The sequence below is a fragment of the Empedobacter sp. UBA6305 genome (assembly GCF_002440405.1).
Classification (GTDB): domain Bacteria; phylum Bacteroidota; class Bacteroidia; order Flavobacteriales; family Weeksellaceae; genus Empedobacter; species Empedobacter falsenii_B.
Window position 1 is genome coordinate 14,528 of sequence record NZ_DJTP01000008.1, and the last position, 20,905, is coordinate 35,432.

Annotated in this window: 20 protein-coding genes; 8 read left to right on the forward strand and 12 right to left on the reverse strand. The window is 32.7% G+C overall.

All coding sequences use genetic code 11. The features are described 5' to 3' along the window. Window positions 1–65: 65 nt before the first annotated feature. From B3M86_RS02175 to B3M86_RS02185, 3 genes are read left to right on the forward strand one after another with little or no spacing between them, the layout of a single operon-like run. Window positions 66–1,325, forward strand: coding sequence for a mechanosensitive ion channel family protein (locus B3M86_RS02175; RefSeq protein ID WP_291049651.1), 1,260 nt, complete (start codon window positions 66–68; stop codon window positions 1,323–1,325). Window positions 1,326–1,334: 9 nt separating this feature from the next. Further along, window positions 1,335–2,060 (forward strand): pyridoxine 5'-phosphate synthase, encoded by a 726-nt coding sequence (locus tag B3M86_RS02180; protein ID WP_291049654.1) that lies wholly within the window; start codon window positions 1,335–1,337, stop codon window positions 2,058–2,060. A 3-nt stretch (window positions 2,061–2,063) separates the two neighbouring features. Next, window positions 2,064–2,840 (forward strand): alpha/beta fold hydrolase, encoded by a 777-nt coding sequence (locus B3M86_RS02185; RefSeq protein WP_291051625.1) that lies wholly within the window; start codon window positions 2,064–2,066, stop codon window positions 2,838–2,840. 82 nt (window positions 2,841–2,922) lie between these two features. Here B3M86_RS02185 and B3M86_RS02190 read toward each other — a convergent pair whose 3' ends face one another. Both B3M86_RS02190 and B3M86_RS02195 read right to left on the reverse strand, forming a co-directional pair. Next, complete coding sequence (locus B3M86_RS02190; protein WP_286495302.1) at window positions 2,923–3,462, reverse strand: GNAT family N-acetyltransferase; 540 nt, start codon at window positions 3,460–3,462, stop codon at window positions 2,923–2,925. Beyond that, window positions 3,453–4,466 (reverse strand): ABC transporter ATP-binding protein, encoded by a 1,014-nt coding sequence (locus B3M86_RS02195; RefSeq protein WP_291049661.1) that lies wholly within the window; start codon window positions 4,464–4,466, stop codon window positions 3,453–3,455. The genes B3M86_RS02190 and B3M86_RS02195 overlap by 10 nt, the downstream gene beginning before the upstream one ends. 100 nt (window positions 4,467–4,566) lie before the next feature. Between B3M86_RS02195 and B3M86_RS02200 the strand changes: the two genes are divergently transcribed. From B3M86_RS02200 to B3M86_RS02215, 4 genes are all read left to right on the forward strand, one after another. Next, entirely contained in the window at window positions 4,567–5,253 is a 687-nt protein-coding gene (locus B3M86_RS02200; protein WP_291049664.1) for a YceI family protein, read from the forward strand. 161 nt (window positions 5,254–5,414) lie between these two features. Next, window positions 5,415–5,915, forward strand: coding sequence for a hypothetical protein (locus B3M86_RS02205; protein WP_038335039.1), 501 nt, complete (start codon window positions 5,415–5,417; stop codon window positions 5,913–5,915). A 55-nt stretch (window positions 5,916–5,970) separates the two neighbouring features. Next, complete coding sequence (locus B3M86_RS02210; protein WP_257468027.1) at window positions 5,971–6,312, forward strand: cytochrome b/b6 domain-containing protein; 342 nt, start codon at window positions 5,971–5,973, stop codon at window positions 6,310–6,312. A gap of 23 nt (window positions 6,313–6,335) precedes the next feature. After that, window positions 6,336–6,530: a cytochrome b/b6 domain-containing protein gene (locus B3M86_RS02215; RefSeq protein ID WP_257468028.1), complete on the forward strand. Its 195-nt coding sequence runs from the start codon at window positions 6,336–6,338 to the stop codon at window positions 6,528–6,530. A gap of 33 nt (window positions 6,531–6,563) precedes the next feature. Here the strand turns inward: B3M86_RS02215 and B3M86_RS02220 are convergent, their stop codons facing one another. The 6 genes from B3M86_RS02220 to B3M86_RS02245 all read right to left on the reverse strand — a co-directional run bounded on the left by B3M86_RS02220 (window position 6,564) and on the right by B3M86_RS02245 (window position 11,160). After that, on the reverse strand, window positions 6,564–7,085 hold the full coding sequence (locus B3M86_RS02220) for a hypothetical protein (RefSeq protein ID WP_280051220.1): 522 nt from the start codon (window positions 7,083–7,085) through the stop codon (window positions 6,564–6,566). Between the two features lie 35 nt (window positions 7,086–7,120). After that, window positions 7,121–7,504 carry a DUF423 domain-containing protein gene (locus B3M86_RS02225; RefSeq protein ID WP_280049058.1) on the reverse strand — a complete coding sequence of 128 codons (384 nt, stop codon included), beginning with the start codon at window positions 7,502–7,504 and terminating at the stop codon, window positions 7,121–7,123. 18 nt (window positions 7,505–7,522) lie between these two features. Then, entirely contained in the window at window positions 7,523–8,194 is a 672-nt protein-coding gene (gene tsaB / locus B3M86_RS02230; protein WP_038335034.1) for a tRNA (adenosine(37)-N6)-threonylcarbamoyltransferase complex dimerization subunit type 1 TsaB, read from the reverse strand. A gap of 152 nt (window positions 8,195–8,346) precedes the next feature. Further along, window positions 8,347–9,669 carry a TolC family protein gene (locus tag B3M86_RS02235; RefSeq protein WP_291049676.1) on the reverse strand — a complete coding sequence of 441 codons (1,323 nt, stop codon included), beginning with the start codon at window positions 9,667–9,669 and terminating at the stop codon, window positions 8,347–8,349. A gap of 97 nt (window positions 9,670–9,766) precedes the next feature. Further along, window positions 9,767–10,093 (reverse strand): gliding motility protein GldC, encoded by a 327-nt coding sequence (gldC, locus tag B3M86_RS02240; protein ID WP_038335027.1) that lies wholly within the window; start codon window positions 10,091–10,093, stop codon window positions 9,767–9,769. A gap of 17 nt (window positions 10,094–10,110) precedes the next feature. Continuing rightward, window positions 10,111–11,160, reverse strand: coding sequence for a gliding motility protein, GldB (locus B3M86_RS02245; protein WP_219033845.1), 1,050 nt, complete (start codon window positions 11,158–11,160; stop codon window positions 10,111–10,113). A 100-nt stretch (window positions 11,161–11,260) separates the two neighbouring features. Here B3M86_RS02245 and nadE point away from each other — a divergent pair, with 100 nt between their 5' ends. Beyond that, window positions 11,261–12,055, forward strand: coding sequence for an NAD(+) synthase (gene nadE / locus B3M86_RS02250; RefSeq protein ID WP_286495309.1), 795 nt, complete (start codon window positions 11,261–11,263; stop codon window positions 12,053–12,055). A gap of 228 nt (window positions 12,056–12,283) precedes the next feature. Here nadE and B3M86_RS02255 read toward each other — a convergent pair whose 3' ends face one another. From B3M86_RS02255 to ruvA, 4 genes are read right to left on the reverse strand one after another with little or no spacing between them, the layout of a single operon-like run. Next, window positions 12,284–12,664, reverse strand: coding sequence for a VanZ family protein (locus B3M86_RS02255; protein ID WP_221854263.1), 381 nt, complete (start codon window positions 12,662–12,664; stop codon window positions 12,284–12,286). Continuing rightward, window positions 12,657–13,037: a glycine cleavage system protein GcvH gene (gene gcvH / locus B3M86_RS02260; RefSeq protein ID WP_038335019.1), complete on the reverse strand. Its 381-nt coding sequence runs from the start codon at window positions 13,035–13,037 to the stop codon at window positions 12,657–12,659. The genes B3M86_RS02255 and gcvH overlap by 8 nt, the downstream gene beginning before the upstream one ends. A gap of 21 nt (window positions 13,038–13,058) precedes the next feature. Next, window positions 13,059–20,252 (reverse strand): cell surface protein SprA, encoded by a 7,194-nt coding sequence (sprA, locus tag B3M86_RS02265; protein WP_291075760.1) that lies wholly within the window; start codon window positions 20,250–20,252, stop codon window positions 13,059–13,061. After that, complete coding sequence (ruvA, locus tag B3M86_RS02270) at window positions 20,252–20,833, reverse strand: Holliday junction branch migration protein RuvA (protein ID WP_219033851.1); 582 nt, start codon at window positions 20,831–20,833, stop codon at window positions 20,252–20,254. Before ruvA ends, sprA begins: the two co-directional genes overlap by 1 nt. Window positions 20,834–20,905: the final 72 nt, after the last annotated feature.

Below are 20,905 nucleotides of genomic sequence, written 5' to 3' on the forward strand. Positions count from 1 at the left end.
TATTTTAGTATTTTTAAAACTGTAACTTTGCACAAACAAATCTATTTAAACTCAATTCACAGCTTATGCAAGATAAATCTTTTTATGAAGAATTTTCTGATGGTGTAAAATTTTTTTTCAATCAATATTTCAAAATTGATTTGTCTGAAAATCTTTTTAATTTCTTAGAAATTGTCTCTTGGATAGCTATTCTTTTTGTGTTAGATTTTGTGCTAAGAGCTATTATTCTTCCGCTTCTAAAAAAACTGAAAAATTTCACCGAAAACGATTGGTTGAAGTTTTTGTACAAAAACAAAGTCTTTGTTTCAGCTATTCATCTCATTCCAATCAGTTTTGCATTAAGCATGAATGTTATTTTGTTCAAGAATGAAGGAAATATTTTTCATGTTGTTCAACGCATTACACAACTTATTTCATTAATCGTTTTTACGCAACTTATTTTCCGAGTTATCAATACAATTATTGATGTGTACAACGAAGAAAATAGTTATACAACAATTGGAGTGCGAACTTTTGGACAAATGTTGAAGTTTATTATCACATTTTTTGCGATTATTTCTGGAATAATGATTTTGTTTACGGTTGATAAAAACACAATTATTACCGTTCTCGGAGCTTTAACCGCAGCTGTTTTATTGATTTTTCGTGATGCAATTTTCGGATTTGTTTCTGGTTTGCAAATCTCCTATTCTAAAATTGTAAAAGTTGGCGATTGGATTACCGTTTCCAAAGGCGATATTGAAGGAACAGTAAAAGAAATTAACATCAATTTGGTGAAAATTGAGAAGTTTGATAAATCTATTGCAACGGTTCCAACTGTAGATTTGGTATCGTCTCAGGTAACCAATCATATGGCGATGTTGGCAACTGAAACACGTCAAATAAAACGTTCTGTTTCGTTTAATGTAAATTCGTTTCAGTTTTGTAACGAAGAAATGTTAAATCGTTTCAAAAATATTACTTTAATTCATCATTATATTCAACAAAAACGTCACGAAATCTCTATCTATAATCAAAACATTGAAAATTCTGATTTAGATATTAATGGTAAAAACTTAACCAATATTGGTGTTTTTAGAATTTATGTTGAACATTATTTAAAAAGTTTGAAAACAGTTTCGCAAAATGATCCAATTATCGTAAAACAATTACCTGTTTCTCCGCTTGGAATGCCCTTAGAAATTGGATGTTTTACAACTTCGGCAAGCAATTTGGAGTTTGAAAGAATTCAGTCTGATATTTTCGATCATTTGTTAACAGCTTGTCGTAAATTTGACTTAGAAATTATGCAAAGCATTTCGCTTTCTGATATAAAAAAATTATAATATAAAATCATGACTAAATTAAGTGTTAATATAAATAAAATTGCTACAATTCGTAATGCGCGTGGTGGAAATACGCCAAATCTTGTAGAAGCGGCAATCAAAATTCAGGAATTCGGAGGACAAGGAATTACGATTCATCCGCGTCCAGACGAACGTCATATTCGTTACCAAGATGTCTACGATTTGAAACCTGTTGTAACAACTGAATTTAATATTGAAGGAAAACCGATTGATAGTTTTATGGAATTGGTTTTAAACTCAAAACCAGAACAAGTTACCTTGGTTCCTGATGCAGAAGATGCGATTACATCAAACGCTGGTTGGGATACAATCAAACATTTTGATTATTTAACAGATGTGATTAAAACGTTTAAAGATGCTGGAATCAGAACTTCTATTTTCTTAGATCCAAATCCTGCTTTAATTGAAAGTGCTGCGAAAACTGGTGCTAATCGAATCGAGTTGTACACAGAAGAATTTGCGACGCAATACGGTTTAGGAAATCTTGACGCAATTCTTCCTTATAAAGAAACGGCAAAATTAGCAATCGAAAATGGATTGGCTGTAAATGCTGGACACGATTTGAGTTTAGATAATATTGAATATTTTATTCGCGAAATTCCAACAATTGCAGAAGTTTCTATTGGTCACGCGTTAATTTCTGAAGCTCTATATTTAGGTTTAGAAAATACGATACAAGCGTATTTACGTAAAATTGAATTAGCAAATTTGTAGAAAATGGCAGAAATCTTACATAGCAAAATTGTCGGCTCTGGTGAAAAACATTTATTGGTTTTTCATGGATTGTTTGGACAATTGGATAATTGGAGCACATTAGGAAAACATTTTGGCGAATATTTTACAACACATTTGATTGATTTACGCAATCATGGACGTAGTTTTCATAGCGAAGATTCTTCTTTAGCAGCGATGGCACAAGATATCGTGAATTATATGGATGCAAATTCTATTGAAAAAGCACATTTGTTGGGACATTCGCTTGGCGGAAGAATTGTGATTGATTTTGCGATGATTCATCAAAATAGATTAGATCATTTGATTGTTGTGGATATGGCACCAAAAGCGTATCAACCTCATCATAATGCGATTTTCAAAGCGTTGAAATCTGTTAATTTTGATCAAGTTGAAACTCGAAAAGATGTAGAAACGACTTTGGAACAATATATTCCTGAAATTGGTGTGCGACAATTTTTGTTGAAAAACGTTTACCACGCCGATAATGGAAAATATGCTTTTCGATTCAATTTAGATGTTTTAGATAAATTTTACCAAGAAATGGTTGGTTCTGAATTGTTAAAAGGCAAATTTGATGGTCCAACTTTATTTTTGGGTGGTGCAAATTCAAATTACATTATGCCAGAAGATGAAATGATTATCAAGGAACGTTTTCCAAATGCGGAAATCAAGAAAATTGCAAATGCAGGACATTGGTTACATGCTGAAAATCCGAAAGATTTTACAGCAGAGGTTTTGAACTTTTTGTTGAATAAATAATTAAAAAAAGCGAGGCTCAAAATTTGAACCTCGCTTTTTTTTATATCTGATTGTCATTCCGGTCTTGTCGAAGAATCTATTTTTAACTCAATTTATTTTCTCTCAACAACGACCAATAAATCATAGTTGAATCTCGACTCAATTCAGAGAAATTTAGTTTTGTCAAAAGTTTCGTTGAACCAATATTTTCTATCAAACAACAAGCGGTTACTTCTTCTAAAGTTTCTTTTGTAAATGCCCAATTTATCAATTCCGCAGCTGCTTCAGCGGCAAAACCTTGTTTTCTTTCTGCTTCGATAATTCCATAACCAATATCACAACTTCTTCCAACAAAATTATAACCTTTAAAACCAATGTCACCAATTATTTCTCGTGTTGATTTCTTGATAATCATCCACGATTCGAAACCTGTTGGTGCGTCAACTTTAGACAAGTTTACAATAATTCGAGGCAATGTTTCTATTACATCTGCATCTGGCCAACCTTTTCCTCTAACTAAATTTAATTGCTCTAATTCGGTATAATTATTCTGTAATATATTTTCGCAAATGGAAATCGTGAACGGCATCAAAATTAATCGTTCGCTACACAATTCCGTTACTTGTAAACTTTCTAAATGCATAATTGATGAAATTTTATAACTTCAAAATGTATCAACTCATCTTTCATTAATTTTTGAGAAGAATAAATCAACAATTCAATGTTTTTGAATGTAAATCTTACCAAATAATCTCTTCCCTGAAATTTTGATGAAATTACTTTTCCTTCGAATTTTCCATTTTCTGAAATTGTAATTTCTTCTGGATAAATCACAATTTTAGACGAATCAATTCCTAAATCTTGCGAATCATCCAACACATTTACATAACCAAAAAGTTTGGCCACATAAGCTGTTGCAGGAGAATTTCGCACATTCTCGACCTCATCATACTGAATCATTTTTCCGTTTTGCAAAACTAAAATTTTATCCGAAGTATAAAAAGCATCATTCAAATCATGCGTTGTAAAAATCACTGTAATTTGATGCGCTTTACACCAATCCATAATTTTTTCTCGAATGGTTAATTTTAATATTTGATCTAAATTAGAAAAAGGTTCATCCAACAACAAAATTTCGGGTTGTTGTGCCAAAGCTCGTGCAATAGACACACGCTGTCGCTGACCACCACTCAACTTATTCGGAAAAATATGTTTATACTCTAACATTTCAACAACCGTTAACGCTTCGTCAATTTGTTGTTGTTTAAGCTCTAAATCAAAATTACTTAAAAATTTCCCGACATTCTCACCAACCGTTACAAAATCTAACAAATCATAATCTTGCGCTACGTATTTCATCATCTTATGACCTGGAATCAAGTTATAAGCAGGTCCGCGTAATTTTTTGGTATGATAGTAAATTTCTCCTTCTTTAAAATCCAACAATCCATAAATCAATTTCAGTAAAGTTGATTTTCCACTTCCACTTTCTCCGATAATACTTACCACTTCGCCTTTGTTAACTGCAAAATTGATGTTATCGAGTACTTTTTCTTCGAAATCTGGATAATTATAACTGAGTTGTTTTACGTTTAGCACGATTGAATAATTTTTCTTATGTTTGGCTAAGGTATTAGATTTATTCAATATGAAATAATTGTTTAATTATTTCATTTATTGATATAAATCAATATCAACTATTAATTTATATTATAGTTTTGTAAAAGAAAAAATTAAAAAAAGCAATATGAAAAAATTATTCTTAGGATTGGCTGTTGTTTCTGCTGTTGCATTAACTTCTTGTGGAGGAAAAACTGAAACTAAAGCTGCAACTGAAGCTCAAGAAGGAGCAACATCAACTGAAGGAGCTGCAGAATATGCTGTTGATACAACTGCATCTGTTGTAAATTGGAAAGGTGGAAAAACTTTTGACGATATTAACAAACCAGAAGAAGGTCACTACGGAGTTGTAAAATTAAAAGAAGGTTCTGTAAAAGTACACGACGGAGTTTTAGAATCAGGAAAATTTGTTGCTGATTTTGCTTCTTTCGAATCTAAAGATTTAGATGCTGATGCAGAAAGCAAAGGAAAATTAGATGGACACTTAAAATCTGCTGATTTCTTAGACGTTGAAAAATTCCCAACTGCAACTTTCGAAATTACAGGAGTTAAAACTTTAGAAGGTGGAGATTACAATTCAGAAATTTCTGGAAACTTAGATTTCCGTGGAGTTCCTAAAAATGTAACTTTCAAAGCTAATGTAACTGTTGATGCGAATGGTGTAACAATCAAATCTGAAGAATTCGGAATTAACCGTAAAGATTTCGGAATTGCATTCGTAGGTGCTGGAGGTTCTATCATAAAAGACGAAGTTTTATTACAAGTAGATTTATCAGCTAAACCAGCTGCTGCAACTGAAGAAGCTGCAAAATAATCGAATTGAATATTCATAAAATAATAGAAGCCATTTATCTTAGATAGATGGCTTTTTTGTTTTAGAGGCGAAAAAATATAATTTCTCTCATTTTTTTTGTGATAATTAATTGAACTTAATTATATTCGTACTCATAATTAATAACATACATTAACAAAACAATGAAAACAATTAAGTTCTTCCATCCGGATGAAACATTTAATTATAATATTGAAAAATCGTTATGCAAAGTCGTTTTTCAAGGAAATAAAAAATGTTTGTTGGTCGAAATACATTCGACTGATGACTTAGAACACGTAGAAGGCGATTCGTTACAAAACGATTTTCCTCAACTTTCTTTATTTATTGATGATTTTCCTTTGGACGTAGAATCTGTAGAAGAATTAAACGGTAAAAAAGTTTCTATTCCTTACGGTTTTGCCGAGGAAGAAGACGAAGAAGGTGAAACTGTGGAAGTATATTACACAACGTTGAATGTTTCGGAAGAAGATTACGAAACAGTAAACAACGAATTAACTTTTAGTGTAAACGATAAAGGAATTTTGACCTTGAACTGGAAAGGTGAAGTGCAAGATTTTGTAGAAGAATCTGAAAAAGATATTCCTTTCGAAATAGAATGTACATTTGAAGAATTCGAATTCACAGAAGACGATTTTGAATAAAAAAATACGACAAAAACCTCTCAATTTTGAGAGGTTTTTTTAATCACTATAAATTATGAAAAAGTTTACTTTAACTCATCGATTATTACATTGGACAATCGGAATATCGATGATAATGCTTTTCTTAACTGGTTTTTTGAGAATGGAATGGATGAGCAAGAAAAATCTTTCTGCTTTAATTACCAATGAAGTTTCAAAAGAAGGTTTAAACATTTCTGACGCTACTTTAAAAACAATTGGAAGAAGTTCTTTAGAACCAATGTGGCAATGGCACGAAATATTTGCTTATATCGCTTTAGGTCTTTTTGCTGTCCGAATTGTTTATATGCTGGTAAAGGGAATCCGATTTCCTAATCCTTTGAAAGTCATTCAACATCCGAAAAGTTTCAGGGAATAATTTATATGATTTTCTATTTGTTAATGCTAATTAATATTGTGACAGGATTTTATTTAATGTGGGGAAATGGAACTTACAAAGACCCAATGGAAGAACTGCATAAAACTGCAATTTATTGGTTTCCTATCTTTTTTCTTATTCATCTCATTGGAGTTATTATCGATGAAGTCAATAAAAATTCTGGAATTGTTTCTAAAATGATAAATGGTAAAGATTAAAAATAGAAAAAGACACTTTATAAAGTGTCTTTTTTATTTAAACATTTGATATATTTTATCTTTTTCGTAACCTTCGATAGTTACTTTTTGATCAGTACTATAAAATGTATATTCTCTACGATTATCCGTATCTATAATATAATTCGGAAAAGATTTATTTGACCTTTGCATTCTTGCTTCTTTGAGATTTTTTCGATCCTTATTAGACATCAAAAAAGTCTTTTTATCAAGAATCAAAAAGTAATATTCTTTCTCTAAGAAATAATAGCCACTTGATGATTTTACAGTTAAGATTAATTTATTATCCATTACTTGATAAGTTCCTTCAGCAAAATCATAATTAGCATTATTGATTTCTTTACCGTTTTTATCTAACTCTACAATACAGTTATAAAAAACCGACTTGTATTTGAATTGTTGATTATTAAACAATTTCAATTCAAAGTTGCTATGTTTAAAGATTAAAGGAGTCGTCAATACTAATTTATCTTGCGCTTTTGTATTAATTGCAAGTAAAAATAATAATCCAACCAATAGTTTATTCCACAAATCCATATAACTGATTAACAATTATATAAATTTAAAGAAAATTATTTTCCTTTCATAAAAATCCAAGCCAATAAACCCCAACCGATAATCATAAATAGACCTCCAAGTGGCGTAATTGGCCCTAAAAATTTAAGATTTGCGTTCCAATGTTCTGCGAATGACAACAAATAGATACTTACAGAAAAAACAAATGTTCCGGCAATTAAACACCAAGCTGCAGAACGTTCTAATCCGTTATTAAATTGAAAATACATTCCAACAGCTAACAAAACAATTGCGTGATACATTTGATAACGTACTCCGACTTCAAAACTTGCTAATTTTTCGGCTGGTAAAATTTTCTTGAACGCATGAGCTCCGAAAGCGCCTAATATAACCGCCGTCATTCCGTATAATGAAGCAATTGTCAACACAAGATTTTTCATAAATTATCTCTTTTTATTTTATTCAGATTTCTTTTTTCCGGCAACAAAATCTTTCAGATAATATGGCTCGAAATACGCAACATCTTCAAATGATTTTTGGTTAAATTTTTCTTCCGCAACACGAATCATATCTTTTGCCGATGGAAAAGTTTGTATAAACGTAGCATCTAAATGCGCTAAAACTTCTTGACATTTTTCTGCTCCATCACCCACAAAAATAATTTTCTTTCCTTTCAATTCTTCAAAAGAAGTTTCATCGATTACTTTAGCTTCTGTTTCTGTTAACTGATTTCCTTGCTTATCAAACAAAGCTGTATAGACTTCCATTCGTCTTGCATCAATCATCGGAATGATATAATCGACCTCTTGATTCAATTGTGATTCCGCCAAAATTTGCAACGAATTAATTGCCATAAGTGGAATATCAGATCCATATGCAAAACCTTTGGCAGACGAAACGCCAATACGCAAACCTGTGTAAGAACCTGGGCCTTTTGAAACACAAACCGCCTCTATATCTTTCCAATTTATTTGCGCGCCTTCCACGCACCAATCCACAAACTGATTCAGTTTTTCACCATGTGCATAATTTTCATCACTTTCTTCAACCAAACATAGTTGAACGCCATCTTTAGCAATCGAAACCGAACAATTTTTTGTTGAAGTTTCTAAATTTAAGATTGTTGCCATGTTGCAAAGATACACAAGGAAAATTGATGTATAAAGTTTGAATTTATGATTTTAGAATAGATTTAGAAATATTTATTACACTCTGAAACTCTTTTATGAAAATAATTTTCAATAATTTGATTAATATTTTCTCTATTTACTTCATTTAACCTCTATTTTCCTTCCAACGTTATTGGAACGCCAGCATAGAAATCTAATACTTTTTGTTTAAAAATGTAATTGTATTTCGCTTGCAACATTTGCGATTCTGCAACCATCATATCATTACGCGAACGGTTAAAATCGTATTGATTAATGACTCCAGCATTGTAAGATTTTTGTGCAAAATCGTATGAAATTTTCGCATATTTTACCGCTTCTTTCGACGAGTCGTATGACGCATAAGAACTATTTACTTCGAAATACGCAGATTGAACATTTTTCAGCACATCTTGTTTCGATTGTAGAAGGTCAACTTTTGCTAAATCCTCGTTGATTAATGCTTTCTGAATATTAATTTTATAGGAATATTGATTCCAAATTGGAATACTCACACCAACTCCAAAAACGCCTGTTACATTATGTCCTAATTGCTCTAATAATGCATCTTGACGTAATCTTTTATTGAAATATTGTAGATAATTCGTTCCGAAATTGAAACTTCCTGTCACTTTTGGAAATAATGAAGTTCGCGCGATTTGAGTTTCTTTCGCAGCAACATCAATTTGCAATTCGGCATGTTTTACAGAAGGCTGATTTTGATAAGCCGTTTCTACCACATCATCCAAATTATACAATTGAGACGTTACATTATCTGGAATTTTGACATCAGTTACAGCAAAATTTCGGTAATCATTTAATTGCAACAACATCGCTAAATTGAACAATGCACGCTCTATTTCGATTTGTGCATTTACCACTTCACGTGTATTTGTCGCGACTTCAGATTCAGATTGAGCAACAACAGATTGAGCTACTGAACCAGCTTTGAATTTCTTTTGATTTTGATCCAATAATTGTTTCGAAATAGTTAGATTTCCTACTGCAACTTGTTTCAATTCTTTGTTCAATAAAACCGCCAAATAATAATTTGCAACTTGTAACGAAATATCATTTATCGTCATCGCAGTTTGTACTTTCGACGCTTCTAATTCCAAAGCAGCTTTGTCTTTATTCAATTGAACAACTCCACCATTGTAAATATTGATGCTAGATTGTACGCCAAATGAATGCGCAAATTGATAATATCCCTTTTCTATTGTTGGATTATAAGTTCCGATTGTAAAGTTAGTATCTACATAACCCGAAACCGTTGGCAACCAAGCGTTATAGGTTAATTCTAAATTTTTATTAAAAATTTCTTGGTTGATGGTATTCTGTTGAACAGTCAAATTATTTTTCGAAGCATATTCAATACATTTTTCAATTGTCCATCCTTCTTGGGCAAACGAAGGAAGAGAAGTAATAAATAGTAAAGTAAAAAATAATTGTTTCATAGACTATTCTTGTCAGAAAATTAAAGATATAAAATAAGTCGAATTTCTAACCAAAATGTTACGAAATTCGACTTAAAGTTTTTATTTGGTTAAAATCTTAACCTTTAATTTTTGAAGCAATTGCGAATTCTTCTGCAAAAGCAGCGATTCTTTCTGCAACTTCTTTTTCCTCTGTTGCTCTTTCGTAAGAACTAGACATTGAAATTAAAATTTGGTGAAAGAAACGTTTCATATCATCTTGTGTCATTTCTTTTGTCCACAAATCGATACGCAAAGCCTCTTTTGCTTTATCATCCCAAACAGAAAGTAACATTGCTTTTGTTTCTTCGTGACTAATTCCACCGTCTGGTGCATTCCAAGTCATTTTTTCTGGTACGTGATTTTCGTCCAATTCAATCTCTACCGTAATATTTGTTGTTCTCATAACTTCTAATTATTAGTTTATTTCACAAAATGGTAAACTTTACCATCAATTGTTTTTGTTGTATAATTTGTTGAATTATTACTTTCTAAAGCTGGCTTATATTTAGAATCTTTGAAGATTTTTTGACCATCCATATCATCTAACAAAGCTTTCAATTCTACCTTCGGATTCTCTTTCATGTATTGACGAATAATTTGCAAACCAATCCAAGCCGCAATTCTTCCTGGAGAATCTTGTTCTATTTCATTATTAAATTTTGAAAATGGACTAACTGCTAAAAAGCGTTTATCCAAAGAAGCATCTGAACTGAATACATAATTTTGCTCCACAAAAAAGTTCCAAATTTGACCTTCGTTCTCAATACACCACTGAATTTGTTCTGGCGTGTAACCAACTTTATATTCGTCTGGTGTATCTGTTAACAATGCATCTTGCAAAATCAATTTCTTCCCTTCATAAATCATTTTATCAATAAATAATTGATTTCTTGGGCTAAATGTTACCACATCATTCGCAATTGCATCAACAGCTTGAGAAGGCAAACGATTAAAATCTAAATTTGTGCGTAAATAACGTTCTACGCCAATGCTATCATATAATTTATTCTTTGACCCCAAATACGCATCCATCGCAATAAACATCAAGCCAGATTGCTGACTAAACATCACAGGATAATCTATATTTTGTAAACCTGATGAATAGGTATAAACCGTCGGAATTTTATATTCTGGAAAATAAAATTGGTAACGTTGAAACATCGGAGTTAACGATTCATTTAAGTTTTTAAAATCTCCAAAAACCTTTCGAGATTGTCCATAAATACTCAATTCTTCTTTATTACGACGTTGACTTTCCCATACATCATCCGCAGTTTTTGCATCAAAAAAGAAAGGATAATCTTTTCGTAAAGTCGCTAAAGGAATCGAATCGTTAAAAAAATCTTGGCTGATATCATGAATATTCAACTGAACATTTTGTTCTTTGACATCCACTTCCCACGATTTTTCTTTTTTGCACGCAGTAAATAAAATTAAACTCGCAAAAGCTAAGCCATATACAAATTTCATTGCTTGGTTATTTAGCTAACAAAAATAGTAAAATAATCTGTAGTATTTTCAACCCTAATTTTTTTCATAATCTGCTATCTTTGAAATAAATTATTAAACTATGCAAACTGAAAAAGTTGTAGAATATATTGTTTCTTGGTTGAAAGATTATTTGGAAACAGCGCACCAAAAAGGCTTTGTGATTGGAATTTCGGGCGGAATTGATTCGGCTGTAACCTCAACACTTTGTGCGATGACAGGCTCCCCTTTACTTAATTTGGAAATGCCAATTCATCAAGAAAAAAATCAAGCGGATAGAGCAAAACGTCATATTGAATGGTTAAAAAATAAGTTTTCGTCGCCAATCGATTCGATAGAAGTTGATTTAACCTCAACTTTTGATGCAATGGTTTTGGCTTTACCAGAAACGGAAACAACGGATAAAGTGAATTTAGCCTTGGCCAATACACGCTCTCGTTTGCGTATGACAACACTTTATTATTTTGCTGGTTTACACAATTATTTGGTTGCAGGAACAGGAAATAAAGTCGAAGATTTTGGCGTTGGTTTTTATACGAAATATGGTGATGGCGGTGTAGATCTTAGTCCAATTGCTGATTTGATGAAATCGGAAGTGTATAAAATTGCTGAGTTTTTAGGAGTTAATACAGATATTCAAAAAGCAAAACCAACAGATGGTTTGTTTGGTGATGATCGTTCGGATGAAGATCAATTAGGTGCAAATTACGATGAATTAGAATGGGCAATGAAAGCGAAAGAAGCTGGAAAAACTGCAAATGAATTTGAAGGTAGAGAAAAAGAAGTATTCGAGATTTATTCCAGATTAAATCGTATTAACCAACATAAAATGGTTCCAATTCCGATATGTGATATTCCTGAGGAGTTGATGAACTAAGCGGTAAGCACAATTAATTTTTTCAATATAAAAGCAAGCGAAAGGTTGCTTTTTTTTATTTTGATGTGATGTTGAAACGAGTTCAATATGACTTACGTATAAATGTCATTCTGAATAAAACGTTAGTAGAATGAAGAATCGAAGATTCCTCCTAACGTCGGAATGACATTTTCTTAGTTTACACTTGAATAAGTCAAAAAGATAAGAAAAACAAAAAACTCAGTAATACTACTGAGTTTTTTTATGTTGTAAATAATATGCTATTGCGATATATGCGAGGGAGATTCCGGATAAGTTTGCCATTAAATCGACAAAATCAAAACTACGATGAAGTGATGTTAAAATACCTTGCAAAATTTCGATAAGAAAACTTACCAAAAACGGAATTATCATCAAGCGCAGAGTTGTTATTTTGTATGCGACAAATAACAAAATCGTCATCATCCCAAACATTCCACAATGTACAATTTTATCTAAATTATCAATCTCCAAAAAGATTTCTAATTCTTTGATTGTGCTTAATTTCGAGAAATTTTCTTGTGGAAGTAGCGTCAGATAAAACACCAACGCTACATATGCAAAGAATATTATTTTTTTTGTCTTATGCACCAATTAATTCTCCGTAAGCAGCTGCGTCTAATAAAGCATCTAATTGAGAAGCATCTTCAATTTTTACTTTGATAATCCACCCTTTTCCGTAAGGATCAGTGTTGATTAATTCTGGCTCACCTTCTAATTCAGTGTTAAATTCTACAACTTCACCGCTAATTGGCATAAATAAGTCAGAAACTGTTTTTACTGCTTCTACTGTTCCAAATACTTCTTCTTGACCTAAAGTTTCTCCTTCTGTTTCTACGTCAACATAAACAATATCTCCTAACTCTCCTTGTGCGAAAGCTGTAATACCGATTGTTGCTACATCTCCTTCTACAGAAATCCACTCGTGATCTTTACTGTACTTTAAATTGTTTGGAATGCTCATAATGTTTGTTTTATTGTTTTTTTAATTTCCGAATGTAAAGGTAGCACTAAATCCGGCACGAATTTGAGAAATTGGAAAAGCTGTTGAAATTTTATATTTACTCATCATCTGATCCCAATAGAATCTCAAGTTCAAATTCTTACTTACGTTATAATCTGCCGTTATCTTAAACGTCATAATTCGCTGTCCACCTGTAATTTGCGAATCTCCATAAATACTTGTTGGTACGTTTGGATTTTGTACGTCATCAAAGTTATAAATTACTTTTCGAATTGTTGTTTGATTATCTCTTAATGAGAAATCTCCACGAATATTTAAGTCACCTTTGATTGTTTTCTGATTTCCTTGGTAACGAATCTTCATTTTGAAATCTTTGAAAATATACCCAAATCCAATAATATATTCAGATCCATAATCTTCTGTATACGTATAATTTGTTGTACTTAATGATAATAAACGATCTCTGTTATATTGTGCACGTAATTGCATACTGTTACGGAATGTTAAATCCACTCCCAATAATGGTGAAAATGATTCGATCATCGTAACCGCTCCATATAAATTCTGTGTATAGAAGTTTCCGTTTTCATCTTTACCAGTCACTTGTCCACCACCCATAATTCCTGTATCTAACATAAAGTTTGGATTGGACTGAATACCAGTTGTTGTATATGTCGAATTATATGAACTCGAAACCTCAACATTATCAAAATATTTATTAATAATTGGAACAGATTTCAATCCTGTGTACGTTACGCGCCAATTCGGAACTGGAATAGAACGATTGTACCCTAACTTAGACGAACCTGCATCTTTTCCTTGGACTGCCGCTAAAAAGGCTGGTAAAAGTACATCAGAACTTCTTGCATTAAATCCTTCATAATAACCCAATCCATCAACATTTCCACTACCTCTTTTCTGTGCTAAACGTCCAGAAATAGTTTTAGTATTTGTTAGGAATTGCTCAAAAATTGCATCTCCATCTTTGAAAGCTGTTTTGATATTAACAGTTGAAATATTAAGATTTGCTAATTCATCGATGTAAAGATTTTCGACTGCTAAATTAAATCCTGAATGATAAATACGACGATCTTTTGTGCGTTTTGCATTCAAATCAATTCGTAAATCTGGAATAGGCTCAATTAAAGCAGTTCCATTAAAATCAGAACCTTTTGTAATTTGATACGCATCTGTCATCAATTCATCACCAACAATCAATCCTCTTTCGACTAATTGTCGTTTGATATCGAATTGCGTTCCATAAACAAAACCTAAAGTTGGTCCATTTTTACCATCAACACCAAAGAAACCTGGCTCATACAATAATCCTGGAATTACAGCTCCATTTGTCTGATTATACGTAAAATTAGCACGCTTTAGTGATGATAAAACCATCCAACCATAATCTTTTGCTGTAAATTTATGTTTGAATTTATAAGCTGATTTCTTATTTGTACGACGTTTTTTAGCAAATAAATTTGTATAAACTGTATTCAACGAATCTATTTCTGCTCGACGTCCTTTTAAGATCGAATCGTAACGTTTATATCCTTTAAATTCTGGATAAAATTTTGCAAAATCTAAATCTCCCATCAAGTTGATCGAATTCGAGTTTTGAGCTGTACCTCTACCTAAATTCGCAATTCGTGTTGATGTAGAACCATCAGGATTTGTAACTTCTGTCTCAAAATTTCTGTAAGCTGTAGAAGTTGCAATCCAGTTATAATTCGAAGTAAATCCAGCTTCAACATTCATCCAATTTAAATATGGGAAGAATTTTAAAGGTAATTTATAATTCACCTGAAATTGTTGATCATACTGAACTGGACGTCCAATTGTGAACATATTTTGCCAAATCATATCTTGATCTGCACGCTGGAAAGTTGTTCCATCATTCAATGTCATTGTCGAAGATGTTAAATCTAAACGCAACGATTTTGTCAAATCAAAACCTAAATTATATTGCCAATTGAACAAGAAATTGTTACTATATGTCGGACGAATTAAACTCGATGAGCTTCCTCCACCTAAATATTGACTGATATCTCGATATTGTCTTTCACTGTAGGTACGCGCAATCTCTGTACGGAAAGAGAAACGTGTTGGCAAAGGATTCACATTAAATTCACGAATAAATTGTAAATATTTTCCTGATTCCTCTTTTGGTTGAACCGCACGCCATTTTTTGAAAGGCTCGTACGATTTTCCTCTAAATCCGTAATTATAATTAATCGACGCTCTTAATTGTTGGTTGATGTTATATTGCGTGTAAATATCACGGTAATAATTATCCGAATACATCATCGAAACTGAAAAGTTAGATGGATCATAGAAACGAACAGGGTTGTTGTTATTTGTTGATCTAACTTTTCGAATATTATTAAAAGCAAAACTTTTGAACTGCGTATAAGTACGAACAACTTTTTCTAATTCAGCTTTATTAGGCGCTTCATCAAAAATAATATCATTGTCTAATGGATTATATTTTGGATCGACAAAACTTTCCTGAATTGTAAAATCGAACGGAATTTCCATTCCCCATTTCTTTGGTAAGAATTTGTCTAATTTTACTTGTGCATTCAACGCATATTGTAATGATTCGTCCTGATTACGATTTGCAGGACCTTGATCTATCGCACCAAAACCTACAGAACTTGTGCTTCCAGAAACTTGTACATTCGCAAAATCACCTAAATTGAACTGCACATTTGCTGAAGCTGCATAACCACCTTGGTTATCAATTTCGCTTAAACGAAGTTCATTTACCCAAAGTAAAACTTCTTTATCAGACGGTCCAGAAGTGTTACGAACCCCAATCATAATTGAAGAGACATTACCCAATGTTGGACGACCTTTTACATAAACCGTTTTGTTTGGATTCTCTTGATCAAAAGCAAAATTGAAACGTTGCAATGTACTGAAACCATCAGCATCCCTTTGTTTTTTAGCATCTGTAAACAAATCTGTATTCAGATCGATAAAGTTTTCATCTGGCCAAACTGTGCTTTCTGTTGCAGAACTTTGTGGCGTATATTTCAACGGCATTTCATATTCATAGTAATTATCTGTATAATCACTACCTACACGAATAAATAATTTTGTACCATTATCAATCGCATTTGACGCTCTATCTAATAAGTTTTGAGCAGATACAAACATTTGCAACTTTTTGTATCGACGCAAATCTAAATTTGTATTCTTAAAAATAGCTTTTGAAGTACTTCCTGGTTTAAACTTCGCCTTCAATGTCATCGAAGCTTCGTTCTGAGATTGATATCCCGTTGTTCCTTGAGTTTGTTCACGATAAACTCCAGGAGGAATCATATAACGAGGACGATCTGTACCATTTCGTTCGATACTTACCTCACCAATTTCTAAATCATCAATATTTTTATCCTCCTCATAACCTTCTTGATTACTAATGATATAAGGATAAATGTTTTTTGTATAACGACGCCATTCAGAACGAACTAAATCAAAAGTACCAAAACGTAGAGTTGTTTCTTCCTCGAAACCTCGCATCACCATACGCATAAAACGAGCAGCTGTTAACACACTTTCTGCTTGTGCAATAGACGCATCATTGTTTAACTCTTCTACTCCATCTCCGTCAAGATCTAAATCAAAGTTATCAACAGGAATACGAACTTGATACCATTTTACATCATGTTTCGTTTTGTCAGGAAATTCTCCCTGAACCGTTTTTCTTGCAACAATAAATTTATTGTTTGGATCTTCTAACGTTTGACGGTTAATTTTTAATGTATACTGATTATAGTTTTCTGTCTGATCTAAATTGAAATCACCATTAATATCTTCTGTATCTGGCGTTAAAGATGATGCATGTAAAGGATTATCAGTTGAATTATTTCCTTGTGGATTTCTGAAATAACGGTAACGATCTTGAACCGTATTCCCGATTGATGCACCTCTAAAGCGATCATCTAAGAAGAATAAATAATTATCATTTGCAGGATCTAATTCTCCTGTCACTAAATTATTACTCGTAATTCCATAACGTTGCGCTTCTTCCTCATCTGTTAATCCATTATAACCCAAATCTTGTTGTTTTCGGGCAGCTACATCCGTATCAAAAGCATATAAAATTGGATTTAACTGAGGTGTTAATCCCCATTTAGAAGCAACAGTCGCCGCACCATTTCCAGAATGAGGCAATCCATTTTCGTACATCATTTCGCCGTCTTTTAAGACGTCTTCTGAAACATTTCCTAAATGTACCAATAACTCTCCTTCTCCACCTTTTCCATCTGCATAAGGATCCATCATCCAAAACTCGATGTATTCCACATTCGAATCTTTGAAGTTAGAAACTGAAATAGGACGCATAATTGCTCCCCAGTTTTTCGTATCTACTGCATTTGGATTAACATTATAAGGTCCACGTTCTTGCGGATAGAATGTCATATCAAATGTGCTGATGTACGAATTTGTACCAGCCATTACATCACGTTGATCAAAAAGCTCTTTTAACTTAATGCGACGTGCCATGTGTGTTGACATTTGTTGATCTGTTAAAGGCGAACTTCCTCCCATACCATAAAAACGCGGATCAATAGAATACCATGATAACATACGACGACCATTGTTGAATGATAAATCGTCATTTTTCATTCCATTTGGGAAGAACGGGTGGTAACCAGAAGCAGAATATCCAGCAGGTTTTCCTGGTGTTGATCCAAATTTCCATGAACCAACATCTAATAAACTAATGCGCGATTGTGCATCTTCGAAATCGTCTATATAAGAATAACCTCCTGTCACTTTGTTCATTCCTGGCATCAAATAAGCCGCCTCTGCCTGAACACTAATGTTCGACATTTGGTCCGTTTTGATTCCCGGAATTTTATTTGTTAAACGAGTTAACCACTCAGCTTCTGAGTTATATTGTGTATTAAGTCCAACAATTGTGTTATTCACAGGTTCTGAACCAAATTGTGTTTTTTGCGTAACTGGACGTTCTTGGTAATTAATTAAAGTTCCGCCTAACATAAACTTATCACTAAATTTATGCTCGACATTAATTCCCATGAAACGTTTTTTCTGTAAATTAAATGTAGATTGATTTTCTAAAGAAACATTAATTGGTGCTCCAGAATTTTTCAATTGTTCATTAATGATTTTTACACGCCCCAACTGATAATCTACCGTATAATCTACGCCTTCCGTCAACGTTGCTCCACCAGAAGTTACTTTAACAGAACCTTGCGGCACATTGAAAGCGCCCAACGGAATACCATCTGTCACCGTTCCTTTGTAACGACCTTCTAACGTATAACGATTAGCTAATTTTTCGCCAGAAAGTGTATTTGGTAATTGACGATAAATTTGATTAAAAACATATTCTTCATTTTGACCTTTTAATTTATTGCTCAAATATTTACCAAAAGGTTCAACAGAAGTGAAAATAATATTTCCTCTTTCTGTATCAATTGTTAACCCTGGTTGAAAATCAAATAAACCATCACCTTTACTTCCGTCAGGATTTTGTTGTAATTGTCCGTTCGAATTTAATCTATCCATGTTCAGAACTTGAATTAACGATTGTTCTGAAACAGCAGAATTTGGTAAGTAATTTAATTTTCCAGAAGATTGTTCACCATTATCCTTGAAATTAATATTCATCAAAAAATCTTCACTCGAAACACCATAAGCATTTAACGAATAAATATTTTTCATCATCAAATCCCACATTGGCGAAGCCACATTAACTGCAGAATTTGGTTTGATTAATTTCGCAATAATTGGTTTATCTGTCTCGCTCGACATTTGTCCAACTTTGTATAATTTTGTCGGATCAGAGCTTAACGAATATTGAAACGAAACCGCTAATAAATCTTCACCATCAACCAAAGGCGTATTCAAGGAAATGTATCCTAATTTTGGATAGAAAGTGAATTCGGAAGCATCAAGTTTACGAACATTTTCGTTGACGATAAAGTTTTCTCCATCCTGAAATTGTTCTCCATTGAAAGAATATCCGTTCAAATAACTTCTTGCATCACTAATCTTAGTAAAACCTTGAGAATTAATCTCATTAAATAAGGCATTACTACTATTTTGAGGCGCTGTATCACCTTCTGCAATATCTCGCAAAGCGATAATAGAACGTCTATTCTGTTGATTCCCTCCAGATTTATCAACTTTCCAAACCTCAATATTACTGATATTGATATTACTGTTAACTGCAGGATAATTTGCTAACGCTCTATCGTAACTATTTCTAAAAAATTGACCTAAGAAAAAGTGTCTATTGTATTCATATTTTTCGGCAGCGACTTTAAAATCAGTCATCACACCGCCACCTTGAACCACAATATTTTTAGATTCCGAACGTTGTTCTGAAAAGACAGCCGATACATTTGTACGACCGAATTTAAGATCTGTTCTAACTCCAAAAAGTGATTGCGCACCTGTAATCAACGAAGTACTAAGCGGCATCGAAATATTACCAACCTCTATATTTTGTAGAATATCATCTTCTCCTCCAAATGGATCCAATTTATTCCCCAAAGCCTTTCTCCACTGAAGTTTCATTTGATTTTCGAAGCCAAAACCAGCTTGCGTATCATAATTCACTTTCATCTGAAGATTTTCTCCGACTTTACCCAAAATACTCAATTGCATACGTTGATTAAGATCCATTGTAAGCGTTTGACGGTTTTGTGGCAACAACATTGGGTTATCTATCTTTTGCAAGAAAACACCCAATTCTAAATTTGCATAACCTTGCGGAATCAATGAGATTTCTGATCCACCAAAAATAGTTTCGAAAGCTTTCGATTTCACCTTAAAACTTGGTAAAATACTTCCTTCTTTTTTTCCTTCCTTATCTCCAAAACGTTCTTCACGATAAAATTGATCGTTGGTTTGAGATTTTGTACGGAAATAATTTTTCATGTCTTGATTCTGAACCAAAGTCAGGTATTCTTGACGTGTCAAATAGATAGGTTCGGAAACTAAACTTGTTCCAATTTGAGGATATAAAATATACTGACGCTTTATCGCATCATATTGTACATCGTATTTTATTTGATTATCTAAAAACAATCCACCTTTTTGATCTCGGATAGGAAACTTAAGCGTATCACTTTCCTGAGCCATAACATCGCTCATAGTTCCCATTGCAAAAAGGAAACACAAAGCTGCTATAGTAGAGCCTTTACGAATAGTTTTTGGTTCGTTATGAATCTTCATTAAATTTTCTTCAAGGTTTCTTTTACTAAGAATTCCACGTCTGCATCTGGCTGATCTTGTAGGATTTTGTCCATAATTTTCTCTGCAGATTTTTTAGGAATTCCTAAAACTTCTAAAGCAGATAACGCTTCATTCTTAGATTTATTTTTAACCGAAGTAGAATTAACATCTAATATTAAATTTTGATCCAATTTATCTTTCAAGTCAATGATAATTCTTTGCGCTGTTTTAGCTCCAATTCCTTTTACACTTTGCAATAATCTGGCATCTTCTTGAGCGATTGCAGTTGCAATTTCTTTGGAAGAAAGTGTCGAAATAATCATCATTCCAGAAGCTGGACCAACACCGTTAACACTAATTAATTTCTGAAAAATTTCTCGTTCTAGTTTTGTTGCAAATCCATAAAGTATATGCGCATCTTCGCGAACGATCAAATGTGTAAAAATTGTAACCAATTCTTCGTGTTCTAAAGTAGAATATGTATTTAGTGAAATATTGACCCAATATCCGACCCCATTGCAATCTATTACAGCATTTGTTGGATAAATCTCGATTAATTTACCTCTTAATTGTGTTATCATTTTGACGTTTATTTAGTTACACTACATATAGTGATAACGTCAAAAATACGATTTATTTTGTAAGGATGAAAG

Excerpts from the sequence above, each read along its gene's own strand:
- B3M86_RS02180 (WP_291049654.1), top strand. The coding sequence starts at position 1,335 with ATGACTAAATTAAGTGTTAATATAAATAAAATTGCTACAATTCGTAAT.
- B3M86_RS02200 (WP_291049664.1), top strand. The coding sequence starts at position 4,567 with ATGAAAAAATTATTCTTAGGATTGGCTGTTGTTTCTGCTGTTGCATTA.
- B3M86_RS02185 (WP_291051625.1), top strand. The coding sequence starts at position 2,064 with ATGGCAGAAATCTTACATAGCAAAATTGTCGGCTCTGGTGAAAAACAT.
- gldC (WP_038335027.1), bottom strand. The coding sequence starts at position 10,093 with ATGAGAACAACAAATATTACGGTAGAGATTGAATTGGACGAAAATCAC.
- gcvH (WP_038335019.1), bottom strand. The coding sequence starts at position 13,037 with ATGAGCATTCCAAACAATTTAAAGTACAGTAAAGATCACGAGTGGATT.
- nadE (WP_286495309.1), top strand. The coding sequence starts at position 11,261 with ATGCAAACTGAAAAAGTTGTAGAATATATTGTTTCTTGGTTGAAAGAT.
- B3M86_RS02245 (WP_219033845.1), bottom strand. The coding sequence starts at position 11,160 with ATGAAATTTGTATATGGCTTAGCTTTTGCGAGTTTAATTTTATTTACT.
- B3M86_RS02235 (WP_291049676.1), bottom strand. The coding sequence starts at position 9,669 with ATGAAACAATTATTTTTTACTTTACTATTTATTACTTCTCTTCCTTCG.
- B3M86_RS02220 (WP_280051220.1), bottom strand. The coding sequence starts at position 7,085 with ATGGATTTGTGGAATAAACTATTGGTTGGATTATTATTTTTACTTGCA.
- B3M86_RS02225 (WP_280049058.1), bottom strand. The coding sequence starts at position 7,504 with ATGAAAAATCTTGTGTTGACAATTGCTTCATTATACGGAATGACGGCG.
- B3M86_RS02205 (WP_038335039.1), top strand. The coding sequence starts at position 5,415 with ATGAAAACAATTAAGTTCTTCCATCCGGATGAAACATTTAATTATAAT.
- B3M86_RS02175 (WP_291049651.1), top strand. The coding sequence starts at position 66 with ATGCAAGATAAATCTTTTTATGAAGAATTTTCTGATGGTGTAAAATTT.
- B3M86_RS02190 (WP_286495302.1), bottom strand. The coding sequence starts at position 3,462 with ATGCATTTAGAAAGTTTACAAGTAACGGAATTGTGTAGCGAACGATTA.
- ruvA (WP_219033851.1), bottom strand. The coding sequence starts at position 20,833 with ATGATAACACAATTAAGAGGTAAATTAATCGAGATTTATCCAACAAAT.
- B3M86_RS02215 (WP_257468028.1), top strand. The coding sequence starts at position 6,336 with ATGCTAATTAATATTGTGACAGGATTTTATTTAATGTGGGGAAATGGA.
- sprA (WP_291075760.1), bottom strand. The coding sequence starts at position 20,252 with ATGAAGATTCATAACGAACCAAAAACTATTCGTAAAGGCTCTACTATA.
- tsaB (WP_038335034.1), bottom strand. The coding sequence starts at position 8,194 with ATGGCAACAATCTTAAATTTAGAAACTTCAACAAAAAATTGTTCGGTT.
- B3M86_RS02210 (WP_257468027.1), top strand. The coding sequence starts at position 5,971 with ATGAAAAAGTTTACTTTAACTCATCGATTATTACATTGGACAATCGGA.